At 59.9% G+C, this 22,420-nt stretch carries 15 protein-coding genes; 9 read left to right on the forward strand and 6 right to left on the reverse strand.

Going from position 1 to position 22,420, the window contains the following annotated elements:
* Positions 1–15 precede the first annotated feature (15 nt).
* The 7 genes from ACVHNU_RS10850 (at position 16) to ACVHNU_RS10880 (ending at position 11,168) form a co-directional block, all read left to right on the forward strand.
* Positions 16–468, forward strand: a complete 453-nt coding sequence (locus ACVHNU_RS10850; RefSeq protein WP_103483515.1) for a DUF805 domain-containing protein — start codon at positions 16–18, stop codon at positions 466–468.
* Between the two features lie 273 nt (positions 469–741).
* The gene (gene mexE / locus ACVHNU_RS10855; protein ID WP_262141774.1) at positions 742–1,995 is read left to right on the forward strand and encodes a multidrug efflux RND transporter periplasmic adaptor subunit MexE; all 1,254 of its coding nucleotides are present in this window, start codon (positions 742–744) and stop codon (positions 1,993–1,995) included.
* Positions 1,996–2,010: 15 nt separating this feature from the next.
* Positions 2,011–5,199 carry an efflux RND transporter permease subunit gene (locus tag ACVHNU_RS10860; protein WP_003225105.1) on the forward strand — a complete coding sequence of 1,063 codons (3,189 nt, stop codon included), beginning with the start codon at positions 2,011–2,013 and terminating at the stop codon, positions 5,197–5,199.
* On the forward strand, positions 5,199–6,620 hold the full coding sequence (locus tag ACVHNU_RS10865; RefSeq protein WP_003225107.1) for an efflux transporter outer membrane subunit: 1,422 nt from the start codon (positions 5,199–5,201) through the stop codon (positions 6,618–6,620). Before ACVHNU_RS10860 ends, ACVHNU_RS10865 begins: the two co-directional genes overlap by 1 nt.
* 182 nt (positions 6,621–6,802) lie before the next feature.
* The gene (locus ACVHNU_RS10870) at positions 6,803–7,858 is read left to right on the forward strand and encodes a tetratricopeptide repeat protein (protein ID WP_473019685.1); all 1,056 of its coding nucleotides are present in this window, start codon (positions 6,803–6,805) and stop codon (positions 7,856–7,858) included.
* A 140-nt stretch (positions 7,859–7,998) separates the two neighbouring features.
* Positions 7,999–9,501: an ATPase domain-containing protein gene (locus ACVHNU_RS10875; RefSeq protein ID WP_103522258.1), complete on the forward strand. Its 1,503-nt coding sequence runs from the start codon at positions 7,999–8,001 to the stop codon at positions 9,499–9,501.
* The gene (locus ACVHNU_RS10880; protein ID WP_473019686.1) at positions 9,498–11,168 is read left to right on the forward strand and encodes an ATP-binding protein; all 1,671 of its coding nucleotides are present in this window, start codon (positions 9,498–9,500) and stop codon (positions 11,166–11,168) included. The genes ACVHNU_RS10875 and ACVHNU_RS10880 overlap by 4 nt, the downstream gene beginning before the upstream one ends.
* Positions 11,169–11,282: 114 nt before the next feature.
* Here ACVHNU_RS10880 and ACVHNU_RS10885 read toward each other — a convergent pair whose 3' ends face one another.
* From ACVHNU_RS10885 to ACVHNU_RS10905, 5 genes are read right to left on the reverse strand one after another with little or no spacing between them, the layout of a single operon-like run.
* Positions 11,283–11,660, reverse strand: coding sequence for a response regulator (locus tag ACVHNU_RS10885; protein ID WP_003225116.1), 378 nt, complete (start codon positions 11,658–11,660; stop codon positions 11,283–11,285).
* 44 nt (positions 11,661–11,704) lie between these two features.
* Complete coding sequence (locus ACVHNU_RS10890; protein ID WP_473019687.1) at positions 11,705–12,919, reverse strand: hybrid sensor histidine kinase/response regulator; 1,215 nt, start codon at positions 12,917–12,919, stop codon at positions 11,705–11,707.
* Entirely contained in the window at positions 12,913–13,506 is a 594-nt protein-coding gene (locus tag ACVHNU_RS10895; RefSeq protein ID WP_262141770.1) for a chemotaxis protein CheB, read from the reverse strand. The genes ACVHNU_RS10890 and ACVHNU_RS10895 overlap by 7 nt, the downstream gene beginning before the upstream one ends.
* A complete protein-coding gene (locus ACVHNU_RS10900) occupies positions 13,503–14,336 on the reverse strand; it encodes a CheR family methyltransferase (RefSeq protein ID WP_201137597.1) in 834 nt (277 codons plus the stop codon). The genes ACVHNU_RS10895 and ACVHNU_RS10900 overlap by 4 nt, the downstream gene beginning before the upstream one ends.
* The gene (locus ACVHNU_RS10905) at positions 14,336–17,833 is read right to left on the reverse strand and encodes a response regulator (protein WP_473019688.1); all 3,498 of its coding nucleotides are present in this window, start codon (positions 17,831–17,833) and stop codon (positions 14,336–14,338) included. Before ACVHNU_RS10905 ends, ACVHNU_RS10900 begins: the two co-directional genes overlap by 1 nt.
* Before the next feature lie 261 nt (positions 17,834–18,094).
* Between ACVHNU_RS10905 and ACVHNU_RS10910 the strand changes: the two genes are divergently transcribed.
* On the forward strand, positions 18,095–18,460 hold the full coding sequence (locus ACVHNU_RS10910) for a response regulator (protein ID WP_473019689.1): 366 nt from the start codon (positions 18,095–18,097) through the stop codon (positions 18,458–18,460).
* Between the two features lie 18 nt (positions 18,461–18,478).
* On the opposite strand, the gene ACVHNU_RS10915 is transcribed toward ACVHNU_RS10910, so the two are convergent.
* Positions 18,479–20,734, reverse strand: coding sequence for a hypothetical protein (locus tag ACVHNU_RS10915; protein WP_473019690.1), 2,256 nt, complete (start codon positions 20,732–20,734; stop codon positions 18,479–18,481).
* A 276-nt stretch (positions 20,735–21,010) separates the two neighbouring features.
* On the opposite strand from ACVHNU_RS10915, the gene ACVHNU_RS10920 reads away from it, so the two are divergent.
* Positions 21,011–22,303 carry a glycosyltransferase gene (locus ACVHNU_RS10920; protein ID WP_473019691.1) on the forward strand — a complete coding sequence of 431 codons (1,293 nt, stop codon included), beginning with the start codon at positions 21,011–21,013 and terminating at the stop codon, positions 22,301–22,303.
* The last annotated feature ends 117 nt before the right edge of the window (positions 22,304–22,420 follow it).

Raw genomic sequence — 22,420 nt, forward strand, 5'->3', positions numbered from 1 at the left:
TTTTAGGGAAAAAATATGAGCTTGGTTTTCTGCCGTGGTTGCGCCAAGGAGATTAGTAGTCTGGCTGTGGCCTGCCCACAGTGCGGTGCACCTCAGGCCACTCAACAGTCCTATGCAAGCGGTCCCGCGATCACCACGGGCAACCCTTACGTGGAAGCGCTGAAGAATTACGCCGAATTCAAAGGCCGCGCCACTCGCCGCGAATACTGGATGTTCGTGCTGATCAACCTGGGTATCTGCATTGTCATGGGCGTTCTCGATGCAATGCTCAACACCAAGGGCGTGCTCTACAACCTGTACAGTCTGGCGATGTTCCTGCCGAGCATTGCCGCCGGTGCGCGCCGCATGCACGACACCGACCGTAGCGGCTGGTGGTTGCTGCTGCCGATCGTCAACCTGGTGTTCCTGGTGCAAGACAGCCAGCCGGGGCCAAACCGTTTCGGGCCGAACCGCAAAGGCAACAACTGAATCACCCCGCAGCACGTTGAACGAGACGGCCTTCATGGCCGTCTTTTTGTTTGTACGACATGAATCTGAAACGCCGCTGGATTTTTACTCGCGGCGCAACATAGATTTGTCATCAAACAGATTGATAGCCCCCTAACGAAAGGTGCATGCTAGAGGGCTCGAATCGGTCTTATATCATTCCGAATGATAGTTACCTTTGCTTCATTCGATTCGTGCCATCACACCCCCGCCGAGCATCATCCGCCCATCTTCAATACATTGGCGGATGATTCCATGGAACAGTCACTCAAACATTTGCGCTTCCCCTTGGCCCTGTTGGCCGTGCTGGTGATGAGCGCTTGCGGCAAGACTCCGGAGACTGCCGCCACCCTGCCCGCTGCCAAAGTCAGCGTGGCGAAGGTGCTGGAACAACCGGTCAACGAGTGGGACGAATTCACCGGGCGCCTCGAAGCGCCGGAAACCGTTGAAATCCGTCCCCGGGTCTCTGGCCAGATCGACGAGGTCGCCTTCACCGAAGGCGCGCTGGTCAAGAAAGGCGACCTGCTGTTCCAGATCGACCCGCGTCCTTTCCAGGCTGAGGTGCGCCGCCTCGAAGCTCTGGTTGCCCAATCCCGCGCCAACGCCACCCGCAGTGAAAACGAAGCCGGTCGTGGCGAACGTCTGCGTGCCAGCAACGCGATCTCCGCGGAACTGGCCGACTCGCGCACCAGTGCTGCACAGGAAGCCCGCGCCGCCGTTGGCGCACTGCAAGCGCAGCTGGATCTGGCCAAGCTGAACCTGAGCTTCACCCGCGTTACCGCGCCAATCAGCGGTCGCGTCAGCCGTGCCGAAATCACTGCGGGCAACCTGGTGACCGCCGACACCACCCCGCTGACCAGCGTGGTCTCCACCGACAAGGTCTACGCCTACTTCGACGCCGACGAGCGTGTGTTCCTCAAATACACCCAACTCGCCCGTAACGGTCAGCGCGGCGCGACCACTCCGGTGTACATGGGCCTGTCCAACGAAGACGGCAACCCGCACCTCGGTCAAATGAACTTCGTCGACAACCAGGTCAACCCGAAAACCGGCACCATCCGTGGCCGTGCGGTGTTCGACAACAGCGACGGCACCTACACCCCAGGCCTGTACGCACGGCTGAAACTGGTCGGCAGCGGCACCTACAACGCCATGCTGATCAACGACGAAGCGGTCGGCACCGATCTGGGCAAGAAGTTCGTGCTGGTGATGGATGCGGACAACAAGACCGCCTACCGTCCCGTCGAACTCGGGCCGAAGATCGAAGGCCTGCGCATCGTGCGCAGCGGCCTGAACAAGGACGACACGATCATCGTCAAGGGCTTGCAGCGGGTACGTCCGGGTTCGCCGGTTACCCCTGAAGTGATCCCGATGGCCAGCGAGCAGACCATTGCCGCTCTGGCTCAACAACGACAAGCGCTGGAAGCCAGCAACCTGCCCAAAGTCGCACCCGCCAAAGGTGCACAGGGTACGGCTGTGAAGCTCGCCGCTGCGACCCCACGCGGTTAAGGGACGACAACTCCGATGAATTTTTCCCAATTCTTCATTTCACGGCCGATCTTCGCAGCGGTGCTCTCGCTGTTGATCCTGATCGCCGGTGCGATCTCGCTGTTCCAGCTACCGATCAGCGAATACCCGGAAGTCGTGCCGCCCACCGTGGTGGTGCGTGCCAACTTCCCGGGCGCCAACCCCAAAGTCATCGGTGAAACCGTGGCCGCTCCGCTGGAGCAAGCCATCACCGGCGTCGAGAACATGCTGTACATGTCCTCGCAGTCCACCGCTGACGGCAAGATCACCCTGACCATCACCTTCGCCCTGGGCACCGACCTGGACAACGCGCAGGTGCAGGTGCAAAACCGGGTGACCCGTACCGAACCGAAACTTCCCGAGGAAGTGACGCGCATCGGTATCACCGTCGACAAGGCCTCGCCCGACCTGACCATGGTTGTGCACTTGACCTCGCCGGACAAACGCTACGACATGCTCTACCTGTCCAACTACGCGATCCTCAACATCAAGGATGAGCTGGCTCGCCTGGGCGGTGTCGGTGACGTGCAACTGTTCGGCATGGGCGACTACTCGCTGCGGGTCTGGCTGGATCCGAACAAGACCGCTTCGCGCAATCTGACCGCCACTGATGTGGTGACGGCGATTCGTGAGCAGAACCGTCAAGTGGCTGCCGGTCAGCTCGGCGCGCCCCCTGCCCCGAATGCCCAAAGCTTCCAGCTGTCGGTCAACACGCAGGGCCGTCTGGTCTCCGAAGAAGAGTTCGAGAACATCATCATTCGCGCAGGCGACAACGGTGAAATCACTCGTCTCAAGGACATCGCTCGCGTCGAGCTGGGTTCCAGCCAGTACGCCCTGCGTTCGTTGCTGAACAACCAGCCTGCTGTAGCGATCCCGATCTTCCAGCGTCCAGGCTCGAACGCCATCGAGATCTCGAACGAAGTTCGCGGCAAGATGGAAGAGCTGAAGAAAAGCTTCCCGCAAGGCATGGACTACAGCATCGTCTATGACCCGACGATCTTCGTGCGCGGCTCGATCGAAGCAGTGGTTCACACCCTCTTCGAAGCACTGATCCTTGTGGTGCTGGTGGTGATCCTGTTCCTGCAGACCTGGCGCGCCTCGATCATTCCGTTGGTGGCGGTGCCGGTATCGTTGATCGGTACGTTTGCGGTGATGCACCTGTTCGGTTTCTCGCTCAACGCCCTGTCGCTGTTCGGTCTGGTACTGGCGATCGGGATCGTGGTGGACGACGCCATCGTGGTGGTGGAGAACGTCGAGCGCAACATCGAACTGGGACTGACCCCGGTCGAAGCGACCAAGCGGGCGATGCGTGAAGTGACCGGCCCGATCATCGCCACGGCGCTGGTGTTGTGTGCGGTGTTCGTACCGGCCGCGTTCATCTCCGGCCTCACCGGGCAGTTCTACAAGCAGTTTGCGTTGACCATTGCGATCTCGACCGTGATCTCTGCGTTCAACTCGCTGACCCTGTCGCCGGCACTGGCTGCCGTATTGCTCAAAGGGCATGACGCGCCGAAAGACCGCTTCTCCAAAGTGCTCGACAAGATCTTCGGTGGCTGGCTGTTCCGTCCGTTCAACCGCTTCTTCGACCGCGCCAGCCATGGTTATGTCGGCACCGTGCGCCGGGTTATCCGCAGCAGCGGTATCGCCCTGCTGCTGTACGCAGGCCTGATGGTGCTGACCTTCTTCGGTTTTGCCAACACCCCGACCGGTTTCGTCCCCGGCCAGGACAAGCAATACCTGGTGGCTTTCGCGCAACTGCCGGACGCCGCGAGCCTGGATCGCACCGAAGACGTGATCAAGCGCATGTCAGACCTGGCGCTGAAACAGCCAGGCGTGGAAAGCGCCGTAGCGTTCCCCGGTCTGTCGATCAACGGCTTCACCAACAGTCCGAACGCCGGCATCGTGTTCGTGACCCTGAAACCGTTCGACGAACGTAAAGACCCAAGCATGTCCGCCGGAGCAATCGCCGGAGCCTTGAACGGTCAGTACGCGAACATTCAGGAAGCGTACATGGCGATCTTCCCGCCACCGCCGGTACAAGGCCTGGGCACCATTGGTGGTTTCCGCCTGCAAATCGAAGACCGGGGCAACCTGGGCTACGACGAGCTGTACAAGGAAACCATGAACATCATCGCCAAGAGCCACAACGTGCCTGAACTGGCCGGGCTGTTCACCAGCTACACGGTGAACGTGCCGCAGGTCGACGCTGCCATCGACCGCGAAAAAGCCAAGACCCACGGCGTGGCCGTCAGCGACATCTTCGATACCCTGCAGATCTACCTGGGTTCGCTGTATGCCAACGACTTCAACCGCTTCGGGCGCACCTATCAGGTCAACGTTCAGGCTGAACAGCAGTTCCGTCTCGAATCCGACCAGATCGGTCAGCTGAAAGTGCGCAACAACAAAGGCGAAATGATCCCGCTGGCGACCTTCATCAAGGTCAGCGACACCTCGGGCCCGGATCGCGTGATGCACTATAACGGCTTCATCACCGCGGAAATCAACGGTGCGGCAGCCCCCGGCTACAGCTCCGGTCAAGCGGAAAAAGCCATCGAGAAACTGCTCAAGGATGAACTGCCGAACGGCATGACCTACGAGTGGACCGACCTGACCTACCAGCAGATTCTGTCCGGCAACACCGCGCTGTTCGTGTTCCCGCTCTGCGTCCTGCTGGCGTTCCTGGTACTCGCCGCTCAGTACGAAAGCTGGAGCCTGCCACTGGCGGTGATCCTGATCGTACCGATGACCCTGCTGTCGGCCATCACTGGTGTGATCATCTCTGGCAGCGACAACAACATCTTCACCCAGATCGGCTTGATCGTACTGGTGGGGCTTGCGTGCAAGAACGCGATTCTGATCGTCGAGTTCGCCAAGGACAAACAGCTGGAAGGTCTCGATCCGCTGGCGGCGGTTCTGGAAGCCTGCCGTCTGCGTCTGCGGCCGATCCTGATGACCTCCTTCGCGTTCATCATGGGTGTGGTGCCTCTGGTGTTCTCCAGCGGTGCCGGTGCCGAGATGCGTCATGCCATGGGTGTGGCGGTGTTCTCCGGGATGCTCGGGGTGACCTTCTTCGGTCTGTTGCTGACGCCAGTGTTCTACGTATTGATCCGTAATTTCGTCGAGCGTGGCGAAGCCCGCAAAGCGGCCAAGGCACACGCTCTGCAAAAGCCACTGGAGGCGCAATAATGAGTCTGAAAGTCTTCCTGCCGAGTCTGCTGGTGCTGGCGTTGAGCGCCTGCGCCGTCGGCCCTGACTACAAGACCCCGGCGACGGAGGCGGCCAACATCACGACCGCCACCGACGGCGCTGCCGGTCAGAAGAACTTTGACCGTTCGAAGTTCGAAGGCATCTGGTGGCAGCAATTCGACGATCCGACCCTCAACCAGTTGGTGACTCAATCGCTGCAAGGCAACCGTCAACTGCGCGTGGCGTTCGCCCGCTGGAAAGCCGCCCGGGCGATCCGCGACGACGTCAGCAACGATGCGATGCCGACCATCACCAGCCGCGCGAGCAGTGATCTGGCCAAGGGGCAAATCCCCGGCCAGACCACCAAACGGGTCAACAGCGAACGCTACGATCTGGGGCTGGACATGGCCTGGGAAATCGACCTGTTCGGGCGCATCCAGCGCAATCTGGAAGCCAGCGACGCCGACCAGCAGGCAGCGGAAGCCGATCTGTACCAACTGCAAGTCACCATGATTGCCGAACTGGTGGATGCCTACGGTCAGCTGCGCGGTGCGCAACTGCGCGAGAAAATCGCCGTGGCCAACCTGGAAAACCAGCAGGAGTCACGCAAGATCACCATCAGCCTGCGTGACGCCGGCGTTGGCGATCAGCTCGACGTCGAACGTGCCGATGCGCGTCTGGCCTCGGTCGAAGCCAGCGTGCCGCAACTGCAGGCGGAACAGGTTCGGCAGAAAAACCGTATCGCTACCCTCTTGGGTGAGCGTCCGGACAAACTGACCGTGGATCTGAGCCCGAAAGAATTGCCGGCGATTGCCAAGGCCTTGCCGATCGGCGATCCGGGTGAGCTGCTGCAACGCCGTCCGGACATCCTCAGCGCCGAACGCAAACTGGCCTCGGCCACCGCGCGAATCGGCGTGGCGAAAGCTGATCTGTTCCCACGGGTCAGCCTCAGCGGGTTCCTTGGCTGGACGGCCGGGCGTGGTTCGCAGATCGGTTCCTCGGCGGCCAACGCCTGGGCACTCGGCCCGAGCATCACTTGGGCAGCGTTCGACCTAGGCAGCGTGCGCGCCCGTCTGCGCGGCGCCGATGCCGATGCCGAAGGCGCGCTCGCGACCTACGAGCAACAAGTGCTGCTGGCGCTGGAAGAATCGGAAAACGCCTTCAGCGATTACGGCAAGCGTCAGCAACGGCTGATCTCGCTGATCCGCCAGAGTGAATCGAGCCGCAAGGCAGCCGATCTGGCGGAGATCCGCTACCGCGAAGGCACTACCGACTTCCTCGTGCTGCTCGACGCTCAGCGGGAACGTCTGAATGCCGAAGACAGCCAGGCCCAGGCTGAAGTCGATCTGTATCGCGGCATCGTCGCGATCTACAAGGCCCTGGGTGGTGGCTGGCAGCCGGAAACCGTCGCCAGCAAGTAAGCATTTCTACAGAGCTCCTTTGGTTGGCCGCAACCAACCAATTTTTTGCCCCGCGTATCATTCGGTCGCGGGGCTTTTTTGTGCCTGTTCTCACAATTGATCGGTGTGGGAATTTGACTCAACGGCCATGCTGACCGAAGCTTGCCCCCTCTGCCAAAGAACGCCCGTTCACGGAATCCTGCATGCCTCAGTCCCGCCGCTACCTGTTCATCAGCCTTGGCCTTGTGCTGGTTATCGTCATCGCCTGGTTATCGCTGCGCAGCACCACGCCGGTGGTGCCAGAAGCGATCAAGCGCGGCTACAGCGAAGCCCTCACGGCGGCCCGTTCGGGGCAGCCGGGTGCAGCGCGGCAGTTGTATCAACAGTTGGGACGCCCGGATCTGTCGCCCAAACGCAGTGCCTGGCTGCTGGCGGAGCTGCCCAACTATCCAAGCCCGCAAGCGCTGAAACTGGCCGACGCCCATCTGCAAAACGACGCGCCCGAAGTGCGACTGGCGGCGATTCAAAGTGTGGTGGGACTGGTGCCCGGCGGGCAGCGCAGTCTGTTGCTCGGGCCAATGCTCGACGATGAAGACCAAAGTGTGCGGTTCGCTGCGATCAACGCCTTGCTGGGCCTGACGCCGGATGAACTGGGTCTGTATTTCGCGCCGTTGCAGCAAGCGATCGATGGCTGGGAGCAAGTGCTCAAGGAGCAACCGGAAAACGCCGCCACCTATGCGCAACTGGCGCGCCTGTATCTGCACAACGCCGAACTCAAACAAGCGCAGCAAGCGCTCGACAATACCCTGCGCCTGGAACCGGATAACCTTCCGGCGCTGGTCATGCAAATCGATGTCCTCGACCGTCAGGGCCAAAGCGACGCCGCCCGCCAGTTGCTGGCCAGACAGCTGCAGGCCCAACCGGATTCCGCCTACCTGCAACACGCGTTGGGGCTGTGGCTGCTGCACCACGACCAACGTGAGTTCGCCCTGCTCGGTTTGTCCAAAGCGGTGGAACTCGAGCCCGACAACAAGGACTACCGCTACGACCTCGCCACCACCCTGCACGCCGCCGAAGAGCTGGAAGCGGCGCAAAAACAGTTGCAGGAAGTCGTGCAGCGCCACCCCGCCGACCGCAAGGCCCGGGTGCTGCTGATCAATTACTGGAAGGAAAGCGGGCAGTTGCAGAACGTGCAGATCCTGCTGGCACAACTGGAGCAGATGAACCCTGACGACCCGGCCTTGCAGCAAGGACTTTGAGCCTTTACTCGTTAATTCAATGACATTTTGATATCGAAACCTCGGAACCGTCATGACTGGCAGCGGTCAAGTAATCAGGTAGAGCACAACGGCTGATACAGCCTGCTGCCTCGATTCCCCTAGTCATGAGAGGGCATTCTTTGTCTACGTCCAACGAGTTGATCAGTGCAAAAGCCGCCACCGGCATCGTCGGCCTGGATGACATCCTGGCCGGCGGTTTGTCCCGAGGGCATGTGTTTTTGCTCGAAGGTGAACCCGGTACAGGCAAAACCACCGTCGCGTTGCATTTCTTGATGGCGGGCGCCCGTGCCGGCGAACGTTGTCTGTACATCACGCTGTCGGAAACCGAACGTGAACTGCGCCAGGGCGCGCTGTCTCACGGTTGGGAGCTCAACGAGAACATCGAGATCTTCGAGCTGACGCCACCCGAAAGCCTGCTCAATGCCGAGCATCAGCAAAGCCTGCTGTACTCCTCCGACCTGGAACTGGGCGAAGCCACCAAGCAGATTTTCGAAGTGGTCGAGCGTTTCAAGCCGACTCGCGTGGTACTCGACAGCCTCTCCGAAATCCGCCTGCTGGCGCAGAGTTCGCTGCGTTACCGCCGACAGATTCTGGCGATCAAGCACTACTTTGTGCGCTACGACGCCACTGTCCTGCTGCTTGACGACCTGACCACCGAATCCCTCGACAAGACCGTGCACAGCGTCGCCCACGGGGTGATCCGCCTCGAAGAACTGACCCCCAATTACGGCGCCGAGCGCCGACGCGTGCGCATCGTCAAGTATCGCGGCCAGAAGTACCGTGGCGGTTACCACGACTTCACCATCATGGGCGACGGCGTGCATGTGTTCCCACGCCTGGTCGCCGCCGAACACCGCAGCGACTACCCACGCCTGCAACTGAGCAGCGGCATCCAGGAAATGGACGCCTTGCTCGGCGGCGGGGTCGAAACCGGCTCCAGTACGCTGATCCTTGGCCCGGCCGGTACCGGCAAATCGCTGATCTCGATGATCTTCGCCGCCTCCGCCGTGTCTCGCGGCGAGAAAGCCGCCCTGTTCATCTTCGATGAAGAACTGGGTCTGCTGTTTGAGCGTATGAACAACATCGGCATCGACCTCAAGGCGCTGCAAGCCACCGGCAACCTGCTGATCGAACAAGTGGATGCTGCCGAACTGTCCCCCGGCGAGTTCTCCCACCGGGTACGTCGCTGCGTTGACGAAGGCAACATCAAGACCGTGGTGATCGACAGCATCAACGGTTACCAAGCGGCGATGCCGGAAGAGAACGCACTGGTGCTGCACATGCACGAGCTGCTGCTGTACCTCAACCGCAAAGGCGCAGCGACCTTCATGACCGTGGCCCAGCACGGTCTGGTCGGCGACATGCAGGCGCCAGTGGACATCACTTACCTGGCCGACACGGTGATCCTGCTCCGCTACTTCGAAGCCATCGGCAAGGTCCGCCGGGCGATTTCGATCATCAAGAAACGTACCGGCAGCCACGAATCGACCATCCGTGAATATCGTATTTCCACGCACGGCATGACCATCGGTGAACCGCTGGAGGCCTTCCAGGGTGTGTTGCGCGGCGTGCCGACTTACCTCGGCGCGAGCAATCCGCTGTTGCGGGAAGAAACCTTGTGACGGTTACCGTAACGCTGGCGGAACGGGCGCTGATTCTGGCGCCCATGGGTCGTGACAGCCAGGTGGCGCTGATGATCCTCAATGAGGCAGGGTTTGGTGGGGTCATCACGCCAGATCTGGGTGCACTGTGTGCGCAACTGGAACCCGGCGCCGGACTGCTGCTGATTGCCACCGAAGCCCTGCGCGGCCCCGAACTGGAAACGCTGCTGAATTTTCTCGAACAGCAACCGGCCTGGTCGGATCTGCCGATCGTCTTGCTGACCCACCACGGAGGCCCGGAACCAGGCCCCTCCTCACGCCTGAGCAAACTGCTGGGCAACGTCACGTTCCTGGAGCGCCCGTTCCATCCGGCGACCCTGGTCAGCCTGGTCTCCACCGCCCTGCGCGGACGACGACGACAGTACGACGCCCGCGATCGCCTGATCGATTTGAGTGAAAGCGAACGGCGCCTGCAATCGACCCTGGAAACCCTTGAGCAACAGGTCGAGGAGCGCACCGCGCAACTTCGCCACAACGAAGAAGCCTTGCGCCAGTCGCAGAAAATGGAAGCGGTCGGCCAGCTCACAGGCGGCATCGCCCACGACTTCAACAACATGCTCACCGGGATCATCGGCAGTCTCGAGCTGCTACGTCGACGGCTGGCTCGCGGGCGCACCGAAGACCTCGACAGCCTGATCGATCTTGGCGTGACTTCAGCCAACCGCGCTGCCGGACTGACTCACCGCTTGCTGGCGTTCTCGCGCCGGCAATCGCTGGACTCCAAAGCCGTACAGATGAACACACTGGTGCTGTCGATGGGCGAGCTGCTGCAACGCAGCCTCAACGAAAGCATTCAGTTGGACATGCGCCTCAACGACCAGCTGTGGATCGCCGAAGCCGACCCCAATCAACTGGAAAGCGCCCTGCTCAATCTGGTGCTCAACGCCCGCGACGCGATGCCCGAAGGCGGCAAACTGGTGGTCGAGACCAGCAACCAGGTGCTTGAACGGGAATTCACCGAGGCCTACCCGAATCTCGAGCCTGGCGATTACGTGATGCTCAGCGTCACCGACAATGGCAGCGGCATGCCGCAGAGCGTGATCAACCGCGCGTTCGATCCGTTTTTCACCACCAAGCCCATCGGTCAGGGTACGGGGTTGGGTCTGTCGATGATTTACGGCTTCAGCAAACAGTCCCGTGGTCACGTCACGATTGAAAGCGAAATCGATCAGGGCACCACGGTCAAACTGTACCTGCCACGCTTTCGCGGCGAAGAGGTGGAGCATCCGGTGTCCGCTGTTCAGCAGGCCCCGGAGGCGTTGGATGGCGAAACCGTGTTGATCGTCGAAGACGACCCTGCCGTGCGCGTGCTGGTCAGCGCGGTGCTCAGTGAATTGGGTTATGCGTTTGTCGAAGCCGGCGATGCCGACGGCGCCGTGCCGATCCTCAACTCGGCGCAGCGCATCGATCTGCTGATCAGTGACGTCGGCCTGCCGGGCATGAATGGTCGGCAACTGGCGGAAATCGGCCGGCAGTACCGGCCCGGGTTGAAGGTGTTGTTCATCACCGGTTATGCCGAGCACGCTGCCGTGCGCGGTGGCTTCCTCGACTCGGGGATGCAGATGATCACCAAACCGTTCACCTTCGATCTGCTGACCGCCAAGGTTCGCGAGATGATCAAGAACTGACCCCCAAAAACGACTGTAGGAGCTGCCGCAGGCTGCGATCTTTTGATCTTGTTTTCAGGATCAAGAGATCGCAGCCTGCGGCAGCTCCTACAGGGGCGTTTCGGTGTATTCAGATCAGGCCAGCAGTTCCTGAATCTTTTCCTGCAGCACATCCAGATCGAACGGTTTTTCCAGGATCGGCGCCTTGCGCGTGATCGGGCTGCCGGTCTCACGGATTTCCTGCGGGTAGCCGCTGATGAAGATCACTTTCAGATCCGGGCGCAGTTTTACTGCCGGCTCGGCGATCTGCACGCCGGAGATTCCGCCCGGCAGGCGGAAGTCGGTGATCAACATGTCCAGATGCGGCTTGCTCGCGAGAATCTCGAACGCCTGCTCGCCGTTTTCGGCCTGCAACACGCGATACCCCTGCCCCGACAGATAATCTGTCAGCACCATCAAGATAACCGGTTCGTCCTCGACGACGAGTACTACATCTTGTGCATCTACGCTCATGGGAAGCCTTTGTTCGGTCAATAGCTGCTGATACGACCGTGCGGTCACTCAGAGGTTGCGTCGGATGTGCCGTTTTCCTGGATTGGCAGACAAACGCGAAACAGGGCGCCTTCGTTGATTTGACTCTCGACGGCGATGGAGCCGCCATGGGCGGCGACGATCTGCTCGGAAATGAACAGACCCAGCCCGAGACCAGCCACTACCGTCTTGGCGGAAACCCGTTCGAACTGTTGGAAAATACGTTTCTGGTTCTCTTCACTGATACCGATGCCATGGTCCTGAACCTCGACCCGCGCCTCGTCGCCCACACGGTACACGCGCACCTGAATCGGACTGCGGCCACCGTAGCGCAAGGCATTGGTCAGCAGGTTGGACACCACCTGTTCGATACGGAACTCGTCCCAATGACCCACCACCGGCTCCGGCGCGGTGAAGCTGACTTCAGTCTCGGCGGCCTCCATCTGCTGCGCGAAATTCTGCAGCAGGTTGCCCACCAGTTGCGACAAATCGAAACGATTCGGCCGGATCGACAGCTTGCCGGTGCGGATGCGCGAAACGTCGAGCATGTCTTCGATCAGCCGGATCAGGCTTTTGATCTGCCGCTCGTCGCGATCGACCATCGCGTGCATTTTGTCGAGGGTAAACGCAGCGGCGTTGTCCCGTGCCAGATGCATCTTGCGCAATTGGGTCTCGAGTATCAGGCCATTGAGCGGCGTGCGCACTTCGTGGGCGACGATTGACATGAAGTCATCGCGCATCCGCACCGCCTGCTCCAGCTCCAGTTGCGTGCTCTGCAGTTGCTGCAGCAGCGCTTCCTGCTCGCGGCGCGCCTGCTCAAGGGCTTCGACCTGTTGCTTCATGGCCTTGCTCTGACGGTACAGGTCGACGAATACGTTGACCTTGCTCTTCACCGCGTGGATATCCAGCGGCTTATGCAGGAAGTCCACCGCACCACTTTCATAGCCCTTGAACGCGTAGTTCAATTCGCGGCCGGCGGCGCTGACGAAAATGATCGGAATGTTCTTGGTTTTCTCGGTGCCGCGCATCAACTCGGCGAGTTCGAAGCCGTTCATACCCGGCATCTGTACGTCGAGGATGGCCATGGCGAACTCGTGTTGCAGCAGCAGCGAAAGTGCTTCATCCGCCGACAGCGCCTTGTAGACGGTGCGGTCCTCGCGCTTGATCAGCGCTTCGAGGGCCAGCAGGTTTTCCGGCAGATCGTCGACGATCAGCAATTTGGCCTGGATATTACTCAGCATGCGATTCGTTCCAGCTCGACAAGCAGACGGCCGATGCCGTGAATGGGTAGGACATGGTCGGGCTGCTGAAGCTTCAGTGCAGCCTGAGGCATGGTGGCGACCTGTGCATCTTCTGGGTCTTGAACGATGGTCAGTCCGCCGCGCTGCTTGACTTGCGCCAGGCCGCGAGCGCCATCGTGATTGGCGCCGGTCAGCAACACGGCGGCCAGTGTTTCGCCGTAAGCGTCGGCGGCGGATTCGAACAGGTAGTCAATCGACGGTCGGGAATGGTGCACGCGGTCTTCAAGGCTCAGCGACAGACTGCGATCCTGCTCGACCGACAGGTGATAACCGGGTGTAGCGAAGTAAACCGTGCCGGGGACGATGTCCTGCTTGTCCGTCGCCTCCTGCACCGGCAGCATCAGCCGCCGCTCAAACACCTCGGCCAACAGGCTGCGGCGCTCTTCCGGCAGATGCAACACGACAATGATCGGCAACACGTAGCCCTTGCGCAGCGGCGCGAGCAGCGTCAGCAGTGCTTCGACACCACCGGCCGAAGCACCGACCACGATGGCTTCGACGCGAGGCAAATCAACGGCATCGTTCATAATTTGCGGTAGATCCGTTCTTGTTTGACCAGCGGTTCGAACTGATTCGAGTAGTTGGAAAAGTCCAGCGTTTCCTTGCTGCCCAACACCAGAAAGCCACGGTGGCACAGCGATTCGTGAAACAGACCGAAGGCACGGTCCTGAAGTTTCTTGTTGAAGTAAATCAGTACGTTGCGGCAGGAAATCAGCTGCGTTTCGGAGAACACGCTATCAGTCGCGAGACTGTGGTCGGCGAAGGTCACGTTCTCGCACAGGCTCTTGTCGAAGATCGCGTAGCCGTAAGCAGCGGTGTAGTAATCGGCAAAGGAGCGCTGGCCGCCGGCCTGCTGGTAATTGGCGGTGTAGGCGCGGACGTTCTCCATGGAGAAAATCCCCTGTTTGGCCTTGTCCAGCGAGCGCGGGTTGATGTCAGTGGCGTAGATGATCGTGCGGTCGAGCAGGCCTTCCTCGCGCAGCAGAATCGCCATCGAATACACCTCCTCACCCGTGCTGCACCCGGCGATCCAGATCTTCAGCGACGGATAGGTGCGCAGCAGCGGCACCACTTCCTTGCGGATCGCCAGAAAGTGCGATGGATCGCGAAACATCTCGCTGACCGGGATCGTCAACAACTGCAGCAACTGCATGAACGCGGTCGGATCGTGCAGGACTTTCTCCTGCAAGGCCGAAATGGTCGCGCATTCGAACTGGCTCAAGGCGTGCTGCACCCGGCGCTTGATCGAAGCGCCGGAGTAATCGCGAAAATCGTAGCTGTACTTGAGGTAGATAGCCTCGATCAACAGGCGTAATTCGATTTCGCTGTTGCGCTCCAAAGAGTGACTGCTTTCCACTAAATGCGTTCCATCTTCGGTAACCACACGCGAATCAACGAGAACAGGCGATCCAGGTCAATGGGCTTGGCCAGGTAATCATTGGCGCCCGCCTGCAGGCAGCGCTCCTGATCGTCCTTCATGGCCTTGGCCGTCACCGCAATGATCGGCAGCTTGCGCCAGCGCGGGTCCTTGCGGATTTCAATGGTGGCTTCAAAACCATCCATTTCCGGCATCATCACGTCCATCAGCACCAGATCAATGTCCTCGACTTCATTCAACTTATCAATCGCCTCACGACCATTCCGGCCGATGACCACGACTGCGCCCTTATGCTCCAGCGCGCTGGTCAGGGCGAAGATGTTGCGCACATCGTCGTCCACCAGCAGCACCTTGCGCCCCTCAAAAACCTTGTCGCGGCTGCGGGCAGTCTTGAGCATCTTCTGCCGCTCATGGGACAACTGCGATTCGACTTTGTGCAGAAAGAGTGTCACTTCATCGAGCAGACGTTCCGGCGAACGTGCGCCCTTGATGATGATCGAGCGCGAATACTTGCGCAGCTCGGCTTCTTCATCGCGGGTCAGGTTGCGTCCGGTGTAGACAATCACCGGCGGGAACGAACAGATGTCCTCGGTAGACATGCGCTTGAGCAGATCGTTGCCGAGCATGTCCGGCAATTTCAGGTCGATCACCATGCAGTCGTAGATCGTCGTGCGCAGTTTCTCCAGCGCGTCCTGCGCCAGACCGACGGCGGTGATCTCGATGTCATCGTCGCCGATCAGGCGGGCAATGCTTTCGCGCTGCAGATCGTCATCTTCGACCAGCAGCACGCGCTTGACCTTCTGGGTCAGCTTGGCTTCGAGGCGGGCGAACACGTCCTTGAGCTCTTCGCGGGTGGTCGGCTTGACCGCATAACCGATCGCGCCCATGTGCATCGCGGCCTCAACGCGGTCTTCAACCGAGATCACGTGCACCGGGATGTGCCGGGTTTCGGCGTGTTCTTTCAGACGCTGCAACACGGTCAGACCGGAGTGGTCCGGCAGGCGCATATCGAGCAGGATCGCGTCCGGCACGAACTCGCGGGCCAGGTCATACCCTTCGTCCGCACCGTGGGCCACCAGACACTGGTAACCCAGTTCGTGGGCGAGGTCGTAGAGGATGTGGGCAAAATTCGGCTCGTCTTCCACCACCAGAATGCAGCGGGTGGCGAACGGTGCCTTGCCACGGTCATCGGCAAAGCGCGGGATGTGCACCGGCGCCATGGGCGATACGCCTGCCGGTGGCAGTGCAACCGGCACCGGAATCGATGCCGGCGCAGTGAAGGTCAACGGGGCCGCGGGGCTGTCACCCGGCTCGCTGTATTGCTGCGGCAACACCAGAGTGAACACACTGCCCTGCCCCGGCGCGCTGCTGACGCTGATCGAACCGCCGAGCAATGCCGCCAGATCCCGCGAGATCGACAGGCCCAGACCGGTGCCGCCGTACTTGCGGTTGGTCGTGCCGTCGGCCTGACGGAATGCTTCGAAGATGCTTTCCTGCTGGTCCGCGGCAATACCGATCCCGGAATCGCGCACGATGAACGCAATGCGCTCGTTCGGCTGACTGGCGATGGTCAGGCTGACCGCGCCGTGTTCGGTGAACTTCACGGCATTGGACAGCAGGTTTTTGATCACCTGTTCCAAACGCTGGCGGTCGGTGTACAGCATGATCGGCGCATCCGCCTGCAACTCGACGCTGAAAGACAGTTGCTTCTCCGCTGCCAGCGGTTCGAACACGCTGCGCAGGCCATCGGCCAGACGCGCGACACTGGTGTTTTCCGGGATCACTTCCAGCTTGCCGGCCTCGACCTTGGAAATGTCGAGAATGTCGTTGATCAGGTTCAGCAGATCGTTGCCCGCCGAATAGATTGATTCGGCGAACTTGACCTGTTCGGCCGATAGATTGTCCTGCGGGTTCTCCGCCAGCAACTTGGCGAGGATCAGCGAACTGTTCAGCGGCGTGCGCAGTTCGTGGGACATGTTGGCGAGGAATTCGGACTTGTACTTGCTCGAGCGCTGCAGCTCTTCGGCGCGCTCTTCGAGCTGCACCTGGGCATGATTGAGCTCGGTGTTCTTCTGATCCATCGCATCGCGTTGCTCGGCCAGGGTCTTTGCCTGTTCGGCCAATTGCTCGTTGGTCTGCTCCAGCTCGACCTGCTGGGTTTCCAGATGCGCCTGCGACTCCTTGAGAATCCGCGACTGCTCTTCGAGTTCTTCGTTGGCGGTTTTCAGCTCTTCCTGCTGCACCTGCAACTCTTCGTTGAGCTGCTGGGTTTCAGCCAGCACTTCCTGCAGGCGCTGGCGATAACGCGCCGCTTCGATCGAGGTGCCGATGTTGCCGGCAATCAGTTCCAGCAATTCGATATCGCGCTCGGTGAGTGGCCGTAAAAAGCCCAACTCGATCACGCCGTTGACCTGGTCATCATTAGTCGTCGGCACCACCAGCACGCTGCGTGGCAGCCCCTGACCCAGGCCCGAGCTGACTTTGAAGTAGTCGGCCGGCACCGAGTCCAGACGAATCAGTTGCCCCTGCTGGGCAACCTGACCAACGATGCCTTCGCCGCTATAGATCTGCTGATCCAGTTCTTCCTGCTCGCGGGAGAAGCCGTAGGACGCCACACGCTTGAGGCCGCCGTGTTCTTCGCGCACGTACAACGCCGCCACGGCGGTGCCCAGATATTGCGCGCAGAACTGCAGAATGTTGCGCCCCAGCAGGTTCAGCGTCAGTTGCCCCAGCACCTGCTCTGCCAGTTCGGTCTGGCCGCTGCGCATCCACGCCTGGCGCTCCAGACGCTCGGCGCTGGCCTGCTGCGCGGCGAGGTTGGCGCTGTAGCTGTCAGACAGGCGAATCAGATCGCGGCGACCGACATAGGCCAGCAAGCCGCTGATCCCGGCGATAAACAGCAGGTACAGGGTGATGCTCCAGATCGTGGTGCGGCGCACGTCTTCGTTGCGCGTGGTGCGCAACTGCTGCTCCATATCGATCACATCTTCGAATTGCTTGCGGATCTCGTCGGTCAGGCGCTTGCCACGCCCGGCTTTCACCGCGCCCCGGTAATCACCGCTGGAGCGCTGCAGATCGATCATCGATTGCGCGTAGTTGGCCCACTCGGTCTGCAATGCCTGCAGACGCCGCAGACGATCGGTCTGCACCGGGTTGTCGGCGGTCAGTTCCAGCAGGGTATTGAGCGCGACGTTGATCCGCGGCTTGGCGGTTTCATACGGGTCGAGGAAGTGTTCGTCGCCGCTGAGCAGGAAACCGCGCATGCCGGTTTCCAGATCAACGGTGAGCTTCACCGCTTCGTTGGCGTTATTGATCACCCGGTCGGTGTGTTCCACCCATTGGATCACCGACAGCAGATAAGTAATCAGAGACACAAAGAACACGGCGCTGAGCGCGCCAACGCCCAGCGGCAAGCCGATGTTGCGCGTCAGGAGTTTGCGAAACCGTGTTTCATCAATCGAAGACGGAGTGGACATGGGGCGGCCTTGTCGAACTGTCGAAACCCGGGAGTTTGCCCCAAAACGGCCGCATGGATCCATGTTTCTGACTGCTTTGGCAGCAATTTCCTACATTTTGCTGCGCTTCTCGAGCAACCAACCGTTATCCTTGCGCCGCGGATTGCAGCTAATCTTTTTTCCATCGAATCGGGAACTTGTGGCCATGCGCCACTTACTCATGCAAGAGCCCGGCATTTTCGACCGGTCGCCGTCCCGATTTCCTTTCTTGAGAGCACCAATATGTCCACCCCAGCGTCCACCATCCTTGTAGTAGAAGACGACAACATCGTGCGCATGCTCATCGTCGACGTGCTGGAGGAGCTGGCGTTCAATGTGCTGGAGGCGGACGACGGCGAGTCTGCGCTGAAGATTCTCGGGGATCAGAGCAACGATATCGACTTGATGATGACCGACTACGGCCTGCCGGGCATGAAAGGTAGTGAACTGGCCGGCAAAGCCCGTGAACTACGCCCCACCCTGCCCGTGTTGTTCGCCAGCGGTTACGCCGAAAACATCGACGTACCCGCTGACATGCACGTCATCGGCAAACCGTTCTCGATCGATCAGTTGCGTGACAAGGTCAAGGGCATTCTCTCTCAGAAGTAACCGTGAAGCGGGCTAAAGTCACCCTATGCTGAATTTAGCCCCTCCATATTCGGCTTCGAGCCTTGGCTCGTTGCCGTAGGTCTCGCCACCCGTTGGAATCAATGGATCGGCACCGCTACCGGCCTTTTTCGCAACATCCCGGCCGAATCCGTGACCGACGCCGTCCTGACTCGCCTGGATCGCCAGTCGCAGTGCCTGCGGATTGGGGATGAATTTACCCGCACTGTCGTATGCCCCGAGGATCAACCTTGGCGAGATATCGACGGCGTAGTTGATTTCCAGCGGAGGCAGCATCTTGAGCCCGGTGTTCGGCCGAAATGCCAGCTCGGTGTTGGCGTACAAATGAAACCCCTCCAGTTGCCGGGCATCGATGAAATACGTGTGGCCGCCCTTGTCGCCGCCGTAGACAAAGGCTCCAGCACCATCCTTCTTGTAAAATGCCGACGTTGAAATGCCTGCGCCGTCCGGTGCCAACGCATCGTGCGCGCCGCCGTAGCCGCCCTTGAAACCGTTGACCTGATTGAGGTCAGTGATGGGCGTGCGCTGGCGGAACCCCTCCTTGAAGACAATCGACGGATCACGGGTGTCGCCGCGAAAGGTGAAGCCTTGATACACAAAGCCCTTCTGCGGCCCCGCGTGGTGCACGAGCTGGGTTTGATCGGCGATCATTTGCGCGACACTCGGCCCGCCCGCCAGCTCTTGCAGTTGACCGGCGACCACCGCGCCTTTGGCCCGATCCGGTATCTCCTTGCCAGTCGTACTCGCCAAATGATGCGACAGACTTGCGCCCGGTCGACGTAACAGTGAGGGTCTGTTCGCCTGGGTCAGAGTATTGAGAATGCGCTGGCTCAAGCGTTTTTTCGCGGCGGCCGACAACGCTTTGCCGATCAGCCGCTCACCGATCGGGCCCGCGAGCTCGGCCAGTACGCCTATCGCGGCAGTGATGCGCAAGCGGTCGGTTTCGGCCGGGTCGTCGGCAATTTCCGCACGGATCAGATCGGTCGCCGCCGCACCGAGGCCCACCAGCATCGATACCAGAACCTTCACCGAGGTCGAGGCCAGCACACCGCTGCCGCCCCAGGGCATCGAAGCCGCCAGCGCCAGACATTGCAGGACATGCCCTGCGGCCTCGAGCGCCAGGTCGGTTATGCGCTCCTCCGAGGTCGACACCAGGGTGTCGATATCCGCCAGTGCGCGCTCGACCTGCAGCTCATACAAGCTGCGCCCGATGTCGTTGCTCGTGCGGAACACCAGCTCCCGATAGTGCGGCCGAGTCGCGAACAGCGGCATTTCCATGCCGCGATATTTGAAGTCCCTGACATGGGCCTGCTGCTGTGCCCGAAGCGGAACGCGCTTGAGCAACAACGTCTGCAGTTGCGCATTGTTTTCGAGAAACTTCCCGCGCGCGTCATGTCCGGACGGAAAGACAATGGCCTGCCGGTCTTCACCCAGAAAGAACAGAATGCCGTTGGACAGGTTGTCGGGGCCAATAAACACCGCGTTATCCACCAGCAGGTTCGGGTCACTGTGCAGCAGCAACGTGCGCGCTGGCAGAGTCCCTCTGAGAAACGCGAAAGCGATATGACGGTCGTCGAGCGCGCGCTTCTCGTCCTTGATGAATTCGACCACCAGTTTGATCAGTTCCGTTCTCTTTAAATAGTAGCCAAACACACGGGCGCCGGCGGGCAAGAGATGGTCCTTCACATACTGTTTGAAATCGTCCTGGTAGTTGGCCTCAGAAAAGGCCTCGATCAACGCCTTGGGATAAAACTCAGGCCAGAGGATCTCCTTGTAACCATGTTCCTTCAGCACCACCAAATGATGATCGGTGCAAAGCTCGGCCAGGGTGAAGTTTTTCTGGCGCCATTTGGCCGGTGCTTTTTCGGGTTTCAGCGAATCGCTGCGATTGACCGGGTCATGTTCCAGATACTTGACTGCAATCGTCGCGTCATAGGTGATCTGTGCCAGTTCCTTGGGTGCAGTGACCCACGCATGCGCCGTGTCTTCGATGCGGGTGCGGATGAAATAAGCCGGGTGAAAACTGGCAGGATCGGTCAGAGCGGCGCAATGACTGGCAATCTTGTCGCCGAGTTCCTTGATATTCACCGAATCAATGAAATCGGCCGGATCTTCTCCGTCAGGTACCTGCGTCAGCGCCTCTACGCGAGGTTCGTTCAAGTTGCTCTGAGTCCCCCAGGGATCAAGCAGCGCCAATAACCCGCAGTCCTCGCTTGCGGCTTGACCAAGATCAAAAACATCTGCATCCATTTTCATCAGTTAACTTTCCGGTATGAGGCCAGCAATCAATGCTGACTTGAAGTTATCGAGCAGCAGGCAACATACCGATATAAGAAAGAAATATTAAATGAAGTTCCGTTAGCAACTTTTTCCAACATCCCGACAACATTCAAACTTTCAGAAACAGGCTCTTGCGGTCAGGCAACTCCGCCAACTCCTCAAGTCGGAAAACTTCCTGTCTGTAAAAGCCGGCATCAGATGTGGTCTAATGCGCCCCGTTTTTCTCTGCCTGTCTGTAAGGAACACCTGTCAATGACTGCATCGCCTGCCACCAAAGTTCTGGTCATCGGCTACGTCTGGCCCGAACCCCGCTCTTCGGCGGCCAGCGGGCATGTGATGCAGATTCTCGAAACCTTCCTGCAACAAGGCTGGGACATCACCTTCAGCAGCCCGGCGGGGCCCGGCGAACACAAGGCTGACCTGACTGGGCTGGGGATTCTGGAAGTACCGATCGAACTCAATAACAGCAGTTTTGATGCTTTCGTCAGAGAACTGGCCCCGGATATCGTCCTGTTCGACCAGTTCATGATGGAAGAGCAGTTCGGCTGGCGCGTCGAGAAACATTGCCCGAATGCCCTGCGGGTGCTGGAGACTTCCGACCTGCAAAGTCTGCGACACGCCCGTCACCAGCGGCTCAAGGAGCGCTTGAAGGACGACCCGGATAATCAGGATTTCAGCGCACTGTTTGCCCCGGCGCTGGGTGAAGAGTTCGACTTGATGGCCGACACCGACCTGGCCAAACGGGAAATCGCCGCGCTGTATCGCTGTGACCTCAACCTGATGATTTCCGAAGTGGAAATCCAGTTGCTGATCGAACAGTTCCAGGTGCCCCGGGACCTGTTGCACTGGTGCCCGTTGATGCTCGAACCACCGAGCGGCGCTTTCGTGCCCTTCGAGGATCGTGCGCACTTTCTGAGTATCGGCAATTTCCGTCACGCGCCGAACTGGGACGCCGTGCTGTGGATGAAGAACGCAGTCTGGCCGCTGATTCGCCAGCAATTGCCCGGTGCGCAGTTGCATATCTACGGTGCCTACACCCCGCCCAAGGCCACTGCACTGCACAACGCGGCGCAGGGTTTTCATGTGATGAACTGGGCCGAAGATGCGCTGCAAGTGATGTCGCAAGCCCGGGTTTGCCTGGCCCCCTTGCGGTTCGGTGCAGGGATCAAGGGCAAAATCGTCGATGCCATGCTCTGTGGCACGCCGAACGTCACCACCCCCATCGGCGCTGAGGGCATGAGCGGTGCGCTGCCGTGGCCCGGTGAGGTGGCGCTGTCGGCCCAGGCGCTGGCCGATGCGGCGGTCAGACTGCATGAAGACAAGTTGCGCTGGACCGACGCGCAACAGGCCGGCGTCACGTTGTTGCACGAGCGCTATCGGCACGCCATCCACGGTCGGGCATTGATTGAACGTCTGCAAGAATGCCGCGACAACTTGCCGGCCCTGCGCCGCGCTAACTTCACCGGCAGCATGTTGCGTCACCACTTGCACAAAAGCACCCAATACATGGCGCAATGGATCGAAGCAAAAAACCACAACAGTTAATTCTTCAGTATTAAACAAAAGCACTTCAACACTTTGAAAAGAGTGTTGACTTGTACTTTCCCCGAGCAAACCAAAGAATGTTTTTCGAACTGAAGCAACTATCTTTCGGGTCGTAAA

This window comes from Pseudomonas sp. Ors-4-3C (assembly GCF_055755035.1).